Here is a 14,733-nt window from a genome sequence, read left to right as displayed (position 1 = left end):
GGACCGCGCGGTGCTTGTACACCGACACGCCGCTACGACCGGCATTCTGCGCGCGCCCGCGGGATCAATGCCCACGGGCCACCCATTCCTCGTAGTGGACGATCTCGTCGCCGATGGTGGTGCTGTCGCCGTGGCCGGTGTGCACGACGGTGTCGCCCGGTAATGCGCCGAGCCGTCCGGATATCGACCGCAGGATCGTGGGGAAGTCGGAATACGAGCGGCCGGTTGCACCCGGCCCGCCAGCGAACAGCGTGTCTCCGCTGAACACGGTGCCTGTTCCGGGACCCAGCTCTGGCGCATACCAGCACACCGATCCAGGGGAGTGCCCCGGGGTGTGCAGCGCACGCAACTCCGTCCCGCCAACCCGCACCGCATCACCGTCTGAAACGGCGCGAAAGCTTTTGTCCGGGTGAGTCATTCGCCACAGCACGGCGTCGCCGGGATGCATCAGCACCGGTGCGTCAAGCGCCGTGCCCAGTTCGGGGGCCACCGTCACGTGGTCGTTGTGGCCGTGCGTGCAGATCACCGCAACCACCTTGCGGCCGCCGACGGCGTCGATGATAGGAGCCGCGTGGTGGGCGGCGTCGAAAACCACCACCTCGGAGTCGTCGCCGACCAGCCAGATGTTGTTGTCGACTTCCCAACTGCCGCCATCGAGTTCGAAGGTGCCGTGGGTGATGACGCGCTCGATGGCGGCCATCACAACATCACCACCGAACGCAATACCTTGCCGCCATGCATCTTGTGGAACGCCTCCTCGACGTCTTCGAGCCCGATGCGTTCGGAAACGAACCGCTGCAGCGGCAGCCGGCCCTGCAGGTAAAGGTCGATCAGCGTGGGGAAGTCGCTTTCGGGCAGGCAATCGCCGTACCACGACGACTTCAGCGCACCGCCGTGAGAGAAGAAGTCGACCAGCGGCATGTCCAGGCGCATGTCGGGCGTCGGAACACCCACCAGCACAACGGTTCCGGCGAGATCGCGGGCGTAGAAGGCCTGCTGGTAGGTTTCCGGTCGGCCGACGGCGTCGATCACCACGTCCGCGCCGAATCCATCCGTGAGGCCGCCGATGGCCTGGACGACGTCGACTTCGCGGGCGTTGACGGTGTGGGTGGCGCCGAAGGTGCGGGCCCAGTCAAGCTTCGTGTCATCGGTGTCGACCGCGATGATCCGTTTGGCGCCGACCAGCGCGGCACCGGCGATCGCGGCATCGCCAACGCCGCCGCAGCCGATCACCGCGACGGTGTCGTCGCGGGTTACCCCGCCGGTGTTGATCGCGGCGCCCAGGCCGGCCATGACCCCGCAACCCAGCAGGCCGGCCACCGCGGGATCGGCAGCCGGATCGACCTTCGTGCACTGGCCAGAGTGCACCAGCGTCTTATCGGCAAAGGCCCCGATGCCCAACGCCGCAGTGAGCTCGGTGCCGTCGGTCAGCGTCATCTTCTGTTCGGCGTTAAAGGTGTCGAAGCAGTAGCGGGGCCGTCCGCGTTTGCAGGCCCGGCACTGGCCGCACACGGCACGCCAGTTCAGGATCACGAAGTCGCCGGGCTCGACTGCGGTTACACCCGGCCCGACGGCCTCGATGATGCCCGCGGCCTCGTGTCCGAGCAGAAAAGGGTATTCGTCGTTGATGCCGCCCTCGCGGTAGGTCAGGTCGGTATGGCATACCCCGCAGGCGGTGACGTCGACCACGGCCTCGCCGGGTCCGGGATCCGGGACGACAATGTTCACCAGCTCAACGGGTTCGCCCTTTTGTCGTGCGATCACACCGCGCACCGTCTGACTCATGGTGTCCAACCTACGGTGTAGCGTCGCTGACCATGCGCGCCGGTGACGATGCAGAGCGAAGCGATGAGCAGGAGCGGCGCAGATGAGTCGCGCCGGTGACGATGCAGAGCGAAGCGATGAGGAGGAGCGGCGCAGATGAGTCGCGCCGGTGACGATGCAGAGCGAAGCGATGAGCAGGAGCGGCGCAGATGAGTCGCGCCGGTGACGATGCAGAGCGAAGCGATGAGGAGGAGCGGCGCAGATGAGTCGCGCCGGTGACGATGCAGAGCGAAGCGATGAGGAGGAGCGGCGCAGATGAGTCGCGCCGGTGACGATGCAGAGCGAAGCGATGAGGAGGAGCGGCGCAGATGAGTCGCGCCGGTGACGATGCAGAGCGAAGCGATGAGGAGGAGCGGCGCAGATGAGTCGCGCCGGTGACGATGCAGAGCGAAGCGATGAGGAGGAGCGGCGCAGATGAGCGGAGCACTCGAGACCACCGAAGAATTCGGCAACCGTTTTGTTGCGGCCATCGACAGCGCCGGTTTGGCGATCCTGGTGAGTGTTGGACACCAGACCGGGCTGCTGGACACCATGGCCGGACTTCCGCCAGCCACCAGCATGGAGATCGCCGAGGCTGCGGGGTTGGAAGAGCGCTACGTTCGGGAGTGGCTAGGCGGCATGACCACCGGGCAGATCGTCGAATACGACGCGGGGAGCTCGACCTACTCGCTGCCTGCCCACCGCGCCGGCATGCTGACCCGTGCGGCCGGGCCGGACAACCTCGCCGTGATAGCACAGTTCGTTTCGCTGCTCGGCGAGGTCGAACAAAAGGTCATTCGCTGCTTCCGGGAAGGCGGCGGTGTGCCCTACAGCGAATACCCGCGCTTCCACAAGCTGATGGCCGAGATGAGCGGCATGGTGTTCGATGCCGCCTTGATCGACGTGGTGCTCCCGCTGGTCGACGGCCTTCCGGACCGCTTGCGGTCCGGAGCCGACGTGGCCGATTTCGGTTGCGGCAGTGGTCGCGCGGTCAACCTGATGGCGCAGGCGTTCGGCGCGAGCCGATTCACCGGCATCGACTTTTCCGACGAGGCCGTTGCGGCGGGGACCGAGGAGGCGGCTCGGTTGGGCCTGGCAAACGCGACCTTCGAGCGCCATGACCTGGCAGAGCTGGACAAGGTGGGGGCCTACGACGTGATCACCGTGTTCGACGCGATTCACGACCAGGCGCAGCCGGCGCGCGTCCTGCAGAACATCTATCGTGCGCTGCGACCCGGTGGTGTGCTGCTGATGGTCGACATCAAGGCATCGAGTCAACTGGAAGACAATGTCGGCGTTCCGCTGAGCACCTACCTGTACACGACCTCGCTAATGCACTGCATGACGGTGTCGCTGGCGCTTGACGGGGCCGGGTTGGGGACGGTGTGGGGCAGGCAGTTGGCCACCTCGATGCTCGCCAACGCCGGTTTTACCGACGTGACGGTGGCCGAGATCGAGTCGGACGTGTTGAACAACTACTACATCGCCCGGAAGTGACGCGCCGGAGTCGATGACCGCTCTCGAAGTGCTTGGTGGCTGGCCGGTCCCGGCTGCGGCCGCCGCGGTGATCGGACCCGCAGGGGTGCTAGCCACCCACGGCGATACCGCGCGGGTGTTCGCGCTGGCGTCGGTCACCAAGCCGCTGGTGGCCCGAGCCGCACAGGTCGCCGTTGAGGAGGGGGTGGTGAATCTCGACACCCCGGCAGGCCCGCCCGGCTCGACGGTCCGTCACCTGCTGGCGCACACATCGGGGTTGGCGATGCATTCCGATCAGGCGCTGGCCCGCCCCGGCACCCGCCGGATGTATTCGAACTACGGTTTCACCGTGCTGGCCGAGAGCGTGCAGCGGGAGTCGGGGATCGAGTTCGGGCGCTACCTGACCGAGGCGGTGTGCGAACCCCTGGGCATGGTGACCACCCGGCTGGACGGGGGCCCCGCTGCCGCCGGGTTCGGGGCGACCTCGACGGTCGCGGACTTGGCGGTGTTCGCGGGTGATCTGCTGCGTCCATCGACGGTCTCGGCGCAGATGCATGCCGACGCGACCACGGTGCAGTTTCCCGGCCTGGACGGTGTACTGCCCGGGTACGGTGTGCAGCGGCCCAATGACTGGGGGCTGGGCTTTGAGATCAGGAATTCGAAATCGCCCCACTGGACCGGCGAGCGCAACTCGACGCGGACATTCGGCCATTTCGGCCAATCAGGCGGTTTCATCTGGGTGGATCCCAAGGCGGACCTGGCTCTGGTGGTCCTCACGGCCCGCGATTTCGGCGACTGGGCGTTGGACTTGTGGCCCGCGATTTCCGACGCGGTTCTAGCCGAGTACACCTAGGCAGAACCGCACACTAGCGCAACACGGGTATCACAAGGCACAATAGAAACGCACGACACAAAAATTCGAAATTTCACAGCAGGCATCCTGCTTGTCGGGTTCACCAGGTCGTTGGGGAAGACGTCCCTCGTGGAACCGAAGGAGCAGCAGATGCGAGCGTCGAACCAATTCGCCGACGTGACGTCCGGTGTGGTGTACATCCACGCCTCGCCCGCGGCGGTGTGCCCGCATGTCGAGTGGGCGTTGTCGTCGACCCTACAGGCCAAGGCGAACCTGGTCTGGACGCCGCAACCGGCCCTGCCGCCGCAGTTGCGTGCGGTCACCAATTGGGTCGGGCCGGTGGGCACCGGGGCGCGACTAGCCAACGCCTTGCGTTCCTGGTCGGTGCTGCGGTTCGAGGTCACCGAAGACCCTAGCCCTGGAGTCGACGGCCAGCGATTCAGTCACACCCCGCAACTGGGTCTGTGGAGCGGGGCGATGAGCGCCAACGGCGACATCATGGTGGGGGAGATGCGGCTGCGGGCGATGATGGCCCAAGGTGCGGACACACTGGCCGCCGAACTGGATTCGGTGCTGGGAACGGCCTGGGACCAGGCGCTCGAGGTGTATCGTGACGGCGGCGACGCCGGCGAGGTGACTTGGCTGAGTCGGGGAGTTGGCTAAGGGTTTGGTGGCGCCTGCTGGCGCGGTGTCAACGCCGGGACCTGAGCGCAATGCGCGTTTGGGTTTGCGCAGCTTCCGCGGAGGTCTTGAGCCTGCGTAACAGGCGGTCCAGGTCCGCTGTGTCGCAGACCCGAATGTGTAGCAGGTAGTCGTAGGGTCCGGTGACATGGACGGCATCGTCGATCGTGGTGTCCGTGCTCGACCATGCCAGAAAGTCGTCGCTGTCCTCCGCCGGTCGAAGTCGCACATCGACAAACGCCTCGATGCCGCCACCGGGAACGCTTTCTGTCAAGGGACATGGGGAACTGCCCAGTGGCGGTCATGAGAACTGCCCGCTGGCGGCCACGAGATCTGCCTGCTGGCGGCCACCAGACGTGGCTGGGGGTTAGGTCAAGGCGTTCACCCCCTTGCCGGCCATGGCTTGGGTAAGTCGGATGCTGTCGCCACTGGTCTGGCAGACGTGGGCGTGGTGCAGGAGCCGGTCGACGGTGGCGGTGGCCAGTGTCTTGGGCATCAACTCGTCGAATCCTGCCGGGTGAAGATTGCTTGATAGTGCGATGGAGCGTTTCTCGTAAGCGGCGTCGACAAGCCGGTAGAGCCCTTCGGCGGCGTCGGTGCCGACCGGCAGCAGGCCGATGTCATCAACCGCGACCAGATCGGCACGCAGGATACGGCTGATGGCTTTGGTGACGGTGTCGTCGGCGCGGTGCCGGCGCACCAGGGCGCCGAGTTGTTCGAGGCTAAACCACGCGACGTGGAGCCCGGTTTCGACGGCTTGTTGGCCGAGGGCTTCGAGCAGGAACGTCTTGCCGGTGCCCGACGGCCCGCAGACCACCAGGTTTTCGCGTCGGTGGATCCATTCCAGGGTGCGCAACGCGGCCTGGGTGGGTGCGGGGATGGACGACAGTGCGGGGTCCCACGCGGCGAAGGTCTTACCGGTGGGAAAACCGGCCCGCGTGCGGCGGATGGCCAGCGCGGAGCGGTCTCGCCCGTTGACCTCTTCGGTCAGAAGCGCTTTGAGCACCTCGGCAGGGTCCCAGCGTTGCGCCTTGGCGGTGGCCAGCAGCTCGGGTGCGGCGTTGCGGATGTAAGGCAGCCGCATCCGCTTGAGCAGCCGCATCAGCTCGTCGTCTAGCGGTGGTGGTGGCGGTGTTGTTGTGCTCATGGCTGGCTCCGGTCCCCGTCGAGCAGCGCGGCGATGCGCTGCGCGATGTGGGTGGCCAACCCTGCGGTCTTGTCGACGCCGCGGTAGCTGCTGAAGAACCGGTCGAAGTCGGCGTGGGTGTGCTCGTCAGCGTCGGCGAGCCAGCTGGCGAGCTCGCCGATCAGCCACGCCCACTGGAACAGTTCTGCGGCGGCCACGCCGACCAGTTGGTCGGGATCGTCGGCGCCGCAGGTGTTGAGCAGGATCGATGTGGTCTTAAAGGAGATGTCGAGGTAGGCCATCGTTAGTTGGCCTCCTGCTCACCGAGCTTCGCCCAGCCACCGGTGCCTTGGGCCAGGCTGTTGTACTCGCCCGCGTGGGCGGGCTGCGAGGCGCTGTGGTGGTCGGGGTCGCCGGCCTGATGGGCCACGATGGCGGCCAGATCGCCGTGGCCGAACCGGCCCGCGGTCGCGGCTTGGCCCAAGGCGCGGTCCACGCTGCCCCGATCGTGCAGTGCGGCCAAATCGACCGCCCCGGCCATCTTGGCCCGAATCCGCGAGCATCCCGCGGCGGCGGCCTCGGTCAACCACAATGCTGCCCCGTCACCGAGAGCCAAAAACTGCGCCTCAGCAACAGTTTTCGCGCGTGGTGTTCGGCCCAGCGGCCCCTTGGGCCGGGGTGGGAAATGCGCGTCATCCACCCGCGGGTTACCCGGCGTGGTGCGCTGGTGGCGGGCGACTTCGACTGGGCCGGCATGGCCGAGGTGCACGACCACTACCTGCTGGTCGTGGGCCCGCACCCACACCGTCTGCCCGCACAAGGTGTGCGGCACCGAATACGACCCGTGCTCAAAGGTGATCATCGCGGTGTTGGGCGGCACCGTGCGGGTCACCCCGAACGCCGCGGTGTAGGGATGGGCGGGTAACGGGTGTAACCGGGCGCGTTCCTCGGCCAGCATCTCCGCCGGGATGCGCCGCGTGACCCGATGCGGGCGATTGTTGACCTGCTGGCAAAACGTCGCGCACGCCGCTTGCAGCTCGGCGAAACTGTGGTATTCCGGTAGCAGGTTGGCCTCACAGGGCACCAGATCGGCCTTGGCGATCTTGACCGCGTTTTCCGAGCCGCCCTTGCTGGCCGGATCGGCCGGCACGCAGGTGGCGATCGTGAGCCCGTAATGGCGGGCGAAGTCCAGCATCTTGGCGTTGCGCACCGGTATCCCCGCGACATGCTCGCTGGTCACGGTCTTCTCGTTATCGGTCAACGCGTAGGTGGGCACCCCACCGAAGACGCGTAGCGTTGTATCGATCGCGGCCATCACCGATGGCAGTGTCTTATCCAAAAGCGCCAGCACCACCCTAAACCGGCACCACGCCAGCCACGCGCAAAACAATTGCGTGCCAACACCTCTCACGCGCGGGCCATCCCCGAAGTCGTACTGAAACCACATCCCCGGCTCGGTGATCCACGGACGGTGCACCCGCCGTCGCCCCGCCCGATACGCTGCCTTGACCTCGGCGACCGCCCGCCGTGTCGTACGCTGCGAACCCGCATACCCCAACGCGACCAGCTTCTCGTGGGCGACATCGCCGCGGACCTTGCCCCGCGAGCGGTCGACCCACTCCTCGAGCTTGTCCAGATACGGATCCACCAGCATCTCCCGCCGCGCCGCGCGCCCGGGCGTCAACTCGCCCCGCTCCCGCGCGGCCACATACTCGGCGACCGTGTGATGCGAGCACCCCGCCAGTTCCGCCGCATCACGCAACGAACCGGTCAAATCGTAGGCTTCCAGAATTTCCATGATCTCCTCGGCAGACTTCACTTCACCCCTCCTCGGGAGCTGAACAACGGTTGGCACCGTTCAGCGCACCCGAGGAGGGGCCCCCGCACCTCGCAGGCACGCGGGACGAACAAATCAACTGGGCAGATCTCGTGACCGCCAGCGGGCAGTTTTCATGACCGCCAGCGGGCACTTATATGGCCATCACTGGGCAGTCTGACGTGGCCGCCGACACTTTCCTCGGCAAGCAGGTGTTGAGCGCGGCTGGCGTCGTGGAATACCGGCCGCCGCGGCGGTCGCCCTTGTCGACGTAGCGTATTGCGCTACCGCGATTTGGAGACAGTTGCGGCACCGACGATCAACGTGTTGAGGGTTTGGCCCGAAATCGTCGGTGCGATCGTGCTGCTGGTCATCGCTGCGATGGGAATCGGGCACGGGTTGCGTCCATCGCCGGAGCCGGTTCCGGCCCCACAAAAACAGCTGGGCTGTGTTCGGTTTGCGTTGATCTTCGGCCTAACGGCGATCAACCCGGCCACGTTCGTGTACTTCACCGCAGTAGCCGTGACGCTGGCGCGCGCGTTGCGCGCAACGACCGCGATCGCTGTTGTGGTCGGGGTAGCGCTCGCGTCGTTGCTCTGGCAGTTGCTGCTTGTCTCGGCGGGAGCGTTTCTCAGGTCCCGGGCGACCGCCCGCGTCCGTCGGATGACAGTCCTTGCCGGCAACGCCGTTATCGCCGCATTCGGGGCTGTGCTGGTCGTCCATGCGTTTGCGTGATGTGCCGCCCATGCTCGGCAGGGCTGGCAACGTCAGCCAACGATCGGTTTGGCCGACACTGGCATGTCGACATTGCCTTTACACGTGCCGCTGGCGATATCGGTATGAAAGACGCCGGTGAGGATTCCGTACTGACCGGGCGTGTAGGCCGTGATCGATTTGGCTGGGGCATATTCGATTGTGCCGTCGGGTAGCAGGCAGTCCCATTGCCAGCTGATCTCCCGTACCCATTGAGTCCCATTCCAGGTGTATTCGATTGGCCGCGGGATGAACTCGTTTTTTGGTGGCGGAGCGTCGACCACGGTGGCAATGCAGACATCGGACGCGCAGCGCGAGCTGAACGTGTAGTTCGCTTTGTGTGGATACTCTGGCCGGTTGGCCGCCATGCTGGTGCCGGTTTTCGCGTTGGCAGACAACGTCACGAGGTACTGCCCGTTCCACGACGGTTCTGCGGCCGCGACTGCGTTCGGGGCCAGCGTCGCTGCCAGCGACGCAGCCGCCAAGGCGAGCATTGCCTTCTTGCGGTGTCCGGACATCTGTTCCTCCCGTACAGCGGGTTTGGAAGGATGTCGCGCTTTACGACCGAGTCGTTACCACCCGCTTATCCGTGGCGGGGGCGAAGAACCTGAAGGGCGGCCGGCACCGCGGAGATCTCGGCTGGTAACGGGCAGGCGAAGTCGCCGTCGGCATAGACGTTGATACCGGGGCACTCGACGTGGACTGTCTTGGCTCGTGTGGTGCTCACCTCGTCAAGCTCGACATGGGCGCCTTTGAAAATGGTGGGGAACAGGCGGAGCAACTTGGTACGGGAATCCGACTGGGCCATGGTGATGTCGAGCAGGCCGTCCGAGTGGTCGGCGTTGGGGCAGATCAATAATCCGCCGCCGTAGCTGCGGGTATTGCCGAAGTCGGCAAGTGTGAGGTCGGCGACGATCTCTTCGGTGCCGTCGAGCACCAGCCGGAACGGCAACGGCCGCAGCCGCGACAGTTCGGCGAGCATCGCGATGTAATAGCGCATCCGCCCGTGTGGCCAGCGCATTCGGTTGGCGCGATCGTTGACCAGGGAGTCGAATCCGGTAGCCGCCACGGTACCGAACCACTTTTCGATACCGTTGTCGTCTTGAATCCGGCCCAGGTCAATGGTTTCCGTCCAGCCGTCAACAACGATATCTGCGGCTGCCTTGGGATTCTTTGTGGGAAGCCCGAATTCGCGTGCGTGGTCGTTACCAGTGCCGGCCGGAATGATTCCTAACGGAATGTCGGTGCCCGCCAAGACCTGTAGCGCGTTGGAGACGACTCCGTCACCGCCGGTCACCATCACCGCGTCAGTGCCTTTTGCGACTGCCGCGGCGAGCAGATGGCGTGCGTCGTGGGCGTCCCCGCCGACGATCTCGACGACGTCCACCCCCCGATGCTTCAGCCGGGCGATCGCGCCGTGTGCAGCCTTTACGGCGGCGCCATGGCCTGACAGGGGATTGGTCAGCGCGGTGACCTTGCCGATCTCATGCCGGCGCAGCTGCCCGGCGCTCATGGAATCAGCTTGCCGGGGTTGAGAATTCCGGCCGGATCCAGCGTCGCCTTGATCGTGCGCAACAATGTCACGCCCAGATCACCCACCTCCGCGCGCATCCAGGGGCGGTGGTCGGAACCAACCGCATGGTGGTGCGTGATCGTTCCTCCGGTGGCCATGATCGCATCCGACGCCGCCTTCTTGGCGGCCAGCCACTGCTCGATCGGATCGCCTCGCTGCCCGGCGACAACGGTGAAGTACAACGACGCGCCGGTGGGATACACGTGCGACACGTGGCACATCACCAGCGCCGGTGTACCCGATGCGGCCAGCGAGGTGGTGAGCGCTTCGGTCACGGCGGCCTTCAGCACGGGGGTGTTGGACCACACCGTGGCGGTCTCGAGGGTCTCGCAGAGCGCTCCCGCGGCCAACAGGGAGTCACGCAGATACGGCGCGGCGAACCTGCCGCGTTCCCAGGCCCGCGCCGGTCCTTCGCCCAACGAGGTGCCGCCTCGGGCCGCCAGCAACGCGCGCGTCTCGGCGTGCCTGCTCTCGGTGTGTTCCTGGGTGCCCTCGAACACGGTGATCCCCAAACAGCCGCCGGTGATTTGGGTTTCCCCGATCGCCTCGGTGGTGGCGAGGTTGACGCCGGTTTCGGCCTCGTCAGAGAGCCGAACGACGGTGGGGCCGGTGCCGGTTTGGGTGATGGTGCGCAGCGCCGCAACCCCGGTCGCGAAATCGGGAAACGACCACGCCTCGTAACGCGTCGATTCCGGAATCCGGTGCACCCGCAGCCGCACCCGGGTGATGACGCCGAAGACGCCTTCGGAGCCGATCGCCAGCTGGCGCAGGTCCGGGCCGGCCGCCGACGCCGGCACTCGACCCAGATCCAGCACCCCCACCGGAGTGATCATGCGCAGCCCAAGAATCATGTCGTTGAACCGGCCATAGCCAGCCGAGTCCTGGCCTGACGAGCGGGTGGCCGCGAACCCCCCGATGGTGGCGAACTCGAAGCTCTGCGGGAAGTGCCCGAGCGAGAAGCCATGTTCGCCGAGCAGACGTTCGGCTTCCGGCCCGGTGACACCGGCCTCCAGTTCGGCCTCGCCGGACACCTCATCGATCCGGTGCAGCCGGTCGAAGCGCCGCATATCCAGGGAGATCACCGCGCGAAAGTCGTTGCGAACGGGGTCAAGCCCACCAACGACGCTGGTGCCGCCACCAAACGGGACCACGGCAATGCCGTGGTCGGAGCAGTAGTGCAAGATGTCGGCGACGGCGTCCTCCCCGTTGGGGCCGCCGGGCAGCAACACCGCGTCGGGCGCATCCTGGACACCGGTGTCTTTGCGCCGCAGCAGGTCTGGGGTGGACTTGCCGCCGGCGTGCAGCAGCCGGTCGCGATCGGCGGTGCGGAAATACTCGGTGCCGACGATGCGCGCCAGCGCATCGTGGTCTGCCCCCGACAGGGCGGACGGGCGCAGCTGCACCTGCGCGGGGTCGAGTTCGGGCTGCTCCGAGTCCGCTAGGCCCACAACCTGCTTCAGCAACGACCGGACGCCATCAGAAAGTGGCTTGGCCGCGGCGGGATCTCCCCACGCGTCCCATTTCATCGGTGGAAGGAGTTCCTCGCGGTGAGTCACGCGTTACAGTATTACACATGCTGTCAATGAGTAATGACCGCGCGGATACCGGTGGTCGTATCCTGCGGGCAGCGGCGAGCTGCGTCGTCGATTACGGCGTGGACCGGGTGACACTTGCCGAGATCGCCCGGCGCGCGGGCGTGAGCCGCCCGACCGTATACCGTCGCTGGCCGGACACCCGGTCGATCATGGCGTCCATGCTGACCAGCCATATCGCCGACGTGCTGCGGGAGGTGCCCCTCGACGGGGACGACCGGGAAGCGTTGGTAAAGCAGATTGTCGCGGTGGCCGACCGGTTGCGGGGTGACGATCTGATCATGTCGGTCATGCACTCGGAGCTGGCCAGGGTGTACATCACCGAGCGCCTCGGCACCAGCCAGCAGGTCCTGATCGAGGGGTTGGCCGCCCGGCTGACAGTGGCGCAGCGGTCGGGCAGTGTGCGCTCCGGCGACGCTCGTCGACTGGCGACCATGGTGTTGCTGATCGCCCAGTCGACCATCCAGTCCGCGGACATCGTCGATTCGATCCTCGATTCCGCCGCGCTGGCCACCGAACTTACCCACGCACTGAACGGATATTTGTGCTGATGCCCCACTCGGCTGCACTCAACGCGGCGCGTCGCTCCGCCGACCTGACCGCACTGGCCGACGGTGGCGCACTCGACGTCATCGTGATAGGCGGCGGCATTACCGGTGTTGGCATTGCCTTAGATGCTGCCACCCGCGGTCTGACGGTGGCCTTGGTGGAAAAGCATGATCTGGCGTTCGGCACCAGCCGCTGGAGCTCGAAGTTGGTGCACGGCGGTCTGCGCTATCTGGCCAGCGGCAACGTGGGCATCGCCCGGCGCAGCGCCGTCGAACGCGGAATCCTGATGACACGCAACGCTCCTCATCTCGTGCATGCCATGCCGCAACTGGTCCCGTTGTTGCCGTCGATGGGTCACACCAAGCGGGCGTTGGTGCGTGCCGGTTTCCTGGCCGGCGACGCTTTGCGGGTGCTAGCGGGTACGCCGGCGGCGACGTTGCCCCGATCGCGCCGAATCCCGGCGTCACGGGTGGTGGAGATTGCTCCCACCGTTCGGCGGGACGGCCTCGACGGTGGTCTGCTCGCGTACGACGGGCAATTGATCGACGACGCCCGGCTGGTCATGGCCGTCGCGCGCACCGCGGCCCAGCACGGCGCCCGCATCCTCACTTACGTGGGCGCGTCGAATGTCACCGGCACTTCGGTGGAGTTGACCGACCGGCGCACCCGGCAGTCGTTCGCGCTGTCGGCGCGTGCCGTCATCAACGCGGCGGGCGTGTGGGCGGGTGAGATCGACCCGTCCCTGACGCTACGCCCCAGCCGCGGCACACATCTGGTCTTCGACGCGAAGTCGTTTGCCAATCCGACTGCCGCGCTGACCATTCCGATCCCCGGTGAGCTGAACCGCTTCGTGTTCGCCATGCCCGAGCAGCTGGGCCGGATCTATCTCGGGCTGACCGACGAAGACGCACCCGGCCCGATTCCCGATGTGCCACAACCGTCTTCGGAAGAGATCACGTTCCTGCTGGATACGGTGAACACCGCATTGGGGACGGCGGTCGGCACCAAGGATGTCATCGGTGCCTATGCGGGATTGCGGCCGCTGATCGACACCGGCGGTGCTGGTGTCCAGGGCCGCACCGCCGACGTTTCGCGTGACCACGCTGTTTTTGAATCGCCGTCGGGCGTGATCAGTGTGGTCGGCGGCAAGCTGACGGAATACCGCTACATGGCAGAGGATGTGCTGAATCGCGCCATCACGCTGCGACACCTGCGAGCCGCGAAGTGCCGCACTCGCAACCTGCCGCTGATCGGCGCACCGGCGAACCCTGGGCCGGCCCCCGGATCGGGCGCCCGATTGCCCGAGTCGCTGGTGGCGCGGTACGGGGCCGAGGCGGCCAACGTCGCTGCCGCCGCCACATGTGAGCGGCCCACCGAGCCGGTCGCCGACGGCATCGACGTGACCCGGGCGGAGTTCGAATACGCGGTGACCCATGAGGGGGCGCTGGATGTGGACGATATCCTCGACCGCCGGACCCGGATCGGTCTGGTGCCACGGGATCGCGAGCGCGTAGTCGCCGTGGCTAAGGAGTTCCTCAGCCGTTGAGCGCGAGCAGACGCAGAGTCGCACTGCGCCGGCCGGCGCAGTGCGACTCTGCGTCTGCTCACCAGCGGTCAGCCGGCCATACGTGCGCGGTCGAGGTGGCGGGCGATGCGGGCCGCCAGGCGGCCGGGTTCGCGTCTGACATCGTCGACGACAATCGGGACAATCGTCCACCCGAGCTCTTGGAGCTTGGCCCAGCGTGTCTTGTCGCGCAGCATCTCCGCCGGTCCCGCGTGCCAGTCGATGCTTTCGTATTCGGCCGCGAGACGCATGTCGGGCCAGGCGAAGTCGACTCGCCACATTTCACCACCGTGGCCGTGTATCGGGTATTGAAGTTCGGGCAACGGCAGCCCGTGGTCGATCATGACGAGCCGAGCCTCGCTTTCCATGGCCGATTCCGCGCGTCCGTCGGCGAAGGGTAAGAGTTCGCGCGCCGCGACGATGCCTCGGCGGCCTCGCTGCTCAGCAACGGCGTTTTCAATTTCACTGCGAGCGCAGCGCATTGACCGTAGTGCGGCGTCGAGGGTGGCCAGCGCCCGCGGGCGGCGCAACTGTCGTGCGACCTCCACGGCAGTCCATGCGGGCGCGGTCGCGAGACGACCTGACACCCGTTGGAGCCGGGCACCGACGCGTTGGTGGACCATCAGACCGACCGTGGGCCGCATCCTTACTCCGGGATCGAGCATATGGATAGCGACGGTGTTTTCCGTGTCGAATCCATACAACGCGGCGGCGGTGCCCAGACACGCGACGGCGTGCCCCCCCATGAACACATCGAGAGCCGCCAAGCGGCCCAACAGGTCCGGCTCTTGTGCCGCGTAGACCCCGTACCAAACGCGAACGAGGCCGCCGTTTTTCACTTGGACGTCGAGCTGTTGGCGGGTCATGACCGTGAGCAATTGCGCGGTGGTGGCGAACCCGCCGGCCTTCTCGAGAATTGTTAGCGCGTCGGTAGGCACCGTCCGAGC

Annotated in this window: 16 protein-coding genes and 2 pseudogenes; 8 read left to right on the top strand and 10 right to left on the bottom strand. The window is 66.3% G+C overall.

Annotation, left to right across the window (positions count from 1 at the left end; genetic code table 11):
- Nucleotides 1-64: 64 nt before the first annotated feature.
- Both MCAN_RS11980 and MCAN_RS11975 read right to left on the bottom strand, forming a co-directional pair.
- A complete protein-coding gene (locus MCAN_RS11980; protein ID WP_003411632.1) occupies nt 65-700 on the bottom strand; it encodes an MBL fold metallo-hydrolase in 636 nt (211 codons plus the stop codon).
- A complete protein-coding gene (locus tag MCAN_RS11975; protein ID WP_003899236.1) occupies nt 700-1,785 on the bottom strand; it encodes an S-(hydroxymethyl)mycothiol dehydrogenase in 1,086 nt (361 codons plus the stop codon). Before MCAN_RS11975 ends, MCAN_RS11980 begins: the two co-directional genes overlap by 1 nt.
- Before the next feature lie 453 nt (nt 1,786-2,238).
- Between MCAN_RS11975 and MCAN_RS11970 the strand changes: the two genes are divergently transcribed.
- From MCAN_RS11970 to MCAN_RS11960, 3 genes are all read left to right on the top strand, one after another.
- Nucleotides 2,239-3,300, top strand: coding sequence for a class I SAM-dependent methyltransferase (locus tag MCAN_RS11970; RefSeq protein ID WP_014001194.1), 1,062 nt, complete (start codon nt 2,239-2,241; stop codon nt 3,298-3,300).
- A gap of 13 nt (nt 3,301-3,313) precedes the next feature.
- A complete protein-coding gene (locus tag MCAN_RS11965; RefSeq protein ID WP_014001193.1) occupies nt 3,314-4,132 on the top strand; it encodes a serine hydrolase domain-containing protein in 819 nt (272 codons plus the stop codon).
- Nucleotides 4,133-4,282: 150 nt separating this feature from the next.
- On the top strand, nt 4,283-4,795 hold the full coding sequence (locus MCAN_RS11960; protein ID WP_003411615.1) for a DUF3145 domain-containing protein: 513 nt from the start codon (nt 4,283-4,285) through the stop codon (nt 4,793-4,795).
- Nucleotides 4,796-4,823: 28 nt separating this feature from the next.
- Here MCAN_RS11960 and MCAN_RS11955 read toward each other — a convergent pair whose 3' ends face one another.
- Nucleotides 4,824-5,006 (bottom strand): Lrp/AsnC ligand binding domain-containing protein, encoded by a 183-nt coding sequence (locus MCAN_RS11955; protein WP_230864528.1) that lies wholly within the window; start codon nt 5,004-5,006, stop codon nt 4,824-4,826.
- On the opposite strand from MCAN_RS11955, the pseudogene MCAN_RS23615 reads away from it, so the two are divergent.
- Nucleotides 4,962-5,081: pseudogene (locus MCAN_RS23615) on the top strand (hypothetical protein); the annotation flags it as partial. The gene MCAN_RS11955 and the pseudogene MCAN_RS23615 overlap by 45 nt on opposite strands.
- A gap of 99 nt (nt 5,082-5,180) precedes the next feature.
- Here MCAN_RS23615 and istB read toward each other — a convergent pair.
- Genes istB through istA form a run of 3 tightly spaced genes read right to left on the bottom strand, consistent with a single transcriptional unit; the run spans nt 5,181 to nt 7,758 of the window.
- The gene (gene istB, locus MCAN_RS11950) at nt 5,181-5,960 is read right to left on the bottom strand and encodes an IS21-like element helper ATPase IstB (RefSeq protein ID WP_014000068.1); all 780 of its coding nucleotides are present in this window, start codon (nt 5,958-5,960) and stop codon (nt 5,181-5,183) included.
- Complete coding sequence (locus tag MCAN_RS11945; protein WP_014001192.1) at nt 5,957-6,241, bottom strand: hypothetical protein; 285 nt, start codon at nt 6,239-6,241, stop codon at nt 5,957-5,959. The genes istB and MCAN_RS11945 overlap by 4 nt, the downstream gene beginning before the upstream one ends.
- A 2-nt stretch (nt 6,242-6,243) precedes the next feature.
- Complete coding sequence (gene istA, locus MCAN_RS11940) at nt 6,244-7,758, bottom strand: IS21 family transposase (protein WP_014000067.1); 1,515 nt, start codon at nt 7,756-7,758, stop codon at nt 6,244-6,246.
- Between the two features lie 188 nt (nt 7,759-7,946).
- Here istA and MCAN_RS23610 point away from each other — a divergent pair.
- Both MCAN_RS23610 and MCAN_RS11935 read left to right on the top strand, forming a co-directional pair.
- Nucleotides 7,947-8,030: pseudogene (locus MCAN_RS23610) on the top strand (hypothetical protein); the annotation flags it as partial.
- A gap of 4 nt (nt 8,031-8,034) precedes the next feature.
- Nucleotides 8,035-8,490: a LysE family transporter gene (locus MCAN_RS11935; RefSeq protein WP_003411611.1), complete on the top strand. Its 456-nt coding sequence runs from the start codon at nt 8,035-8,037 to the stop codon at nt 8,488-8,490.
- A 32-nt stretch (nt 8,491-8,522) separates the two neighbouring features.
- On the opposite strand, the gene MCAN_RS11930 is transcribed toward MCAN_RS11935, so the two are convergent.
- The 3 genes from MCAN_RS11930 to MCAN_RS11920 all read right to left on the bottom strand — a co-directional run bounded on the left by MCAN_RS11930 (nt 8,523) and on the right by MCAN_RS11920 (nt 11,607).
- The gene (locus tag MCAN_RS11930; RefSeq protein WP_003411608.1) at nt 8,523-9,026 is read right to left on the bottom strand and encodes an Rv2253 family sensor-like surface protein; all 504 of its coding nucleotides are present in this window, start codon (nt 9,024-9,026) and stop codon (nt 8,523-8,525) included.
- Between the two features lie 65 nt (nt 9,027-9,091).
- Nucleotides 9,092-10,021, bottom strand: coding sequence for a diacylglycerol kinase (locus MCAN_RS11925; RefSeq protein WP_003411603.1), 930 nt, complete (start codon nt 10,019-10,021; stop codon nt 9,092-9,094).
- Entirely contained in the window at nt 10,018-11,607 is a 1,590-nt protein-coding gene (locus MCAN_RS11920; protein WP_003411596.1) for an FAD-binding oxidoreductase, read from the bottom strand. Before MCAN_RS11920 ends, MCAN_RS11925 begins: the two co-directional genes overlap by 4 nt.
- Before the next feature lie 47 nt (nt 11,608-11,654).
- Here MCAN_RS11920 and MCAN_RS11915 point away from each other — a divergent pair, with 47 nt between their 5' ends.
- Together MCAN_RS11915 and MCAN_RS11910 are read left to right on the top strand one after the other, a co-directional pair.
- Complete coding sequence (locus MCAN_RS11915) at nt 11,655-12,224, top strand: TetR/AcrR family transcriptional regulator (RefSeq protein WP_003411595.1); 570 nt, start codon at nt 11,655-11,657, stop codon at nt 12,222-12,224.
- Nucleotides 12,218-13,768 (top strand): glycerol-3-phosphate dehydrogenase/oxidase, encoded by a 1,551-nt coding sequence (locus tag MCAN_RS11910; RefSeq protein WP_014001191.1) that lies wholly within the window; start codon nt 12,218-12,220, stop codon nt 13,766-13,768. Before MCAN_RS11915 ends, MCAN_RS11910 begins: the two co-directional genes overlap by 7 nt.
- Before the next feature lie 68 nt (nt 13,769-13,836).
- On the opposite strand, the gene MCAN_RS11905 is transcribed toward MCAN_RS11910, so the two are convergent.
- Nucleotides 13,837-14,724: a PDDEXK family nuclease gene (locus MCAN_RS11905; protein ID WP_041179691.1), complete on the bottom strand. Its 888-nt coding sequence runs from the start codon at nt 14,722-14,724 to the stop codon at nt 13,837-13,839.
- Between the last annotated feature and the right edge of the window lie 9 nt (nt 14,725-14,733).

The organism is Mycobacterium canetti CIPT 140010059 (genome assembly GCF_000253375.1).
Taxonomy (GTDB): domain Bacteria; phylum Actinomycetota; class Actinomycetes; order Mycobacteriales; family Mycobacteriaceae; genus Mycobacterium; species Mycobacterium tuberculosis.
Note: the sequence above shows the minus strand (reverse complement) of the source record. Positions and strands in the feature narration are given on the sequence as shown.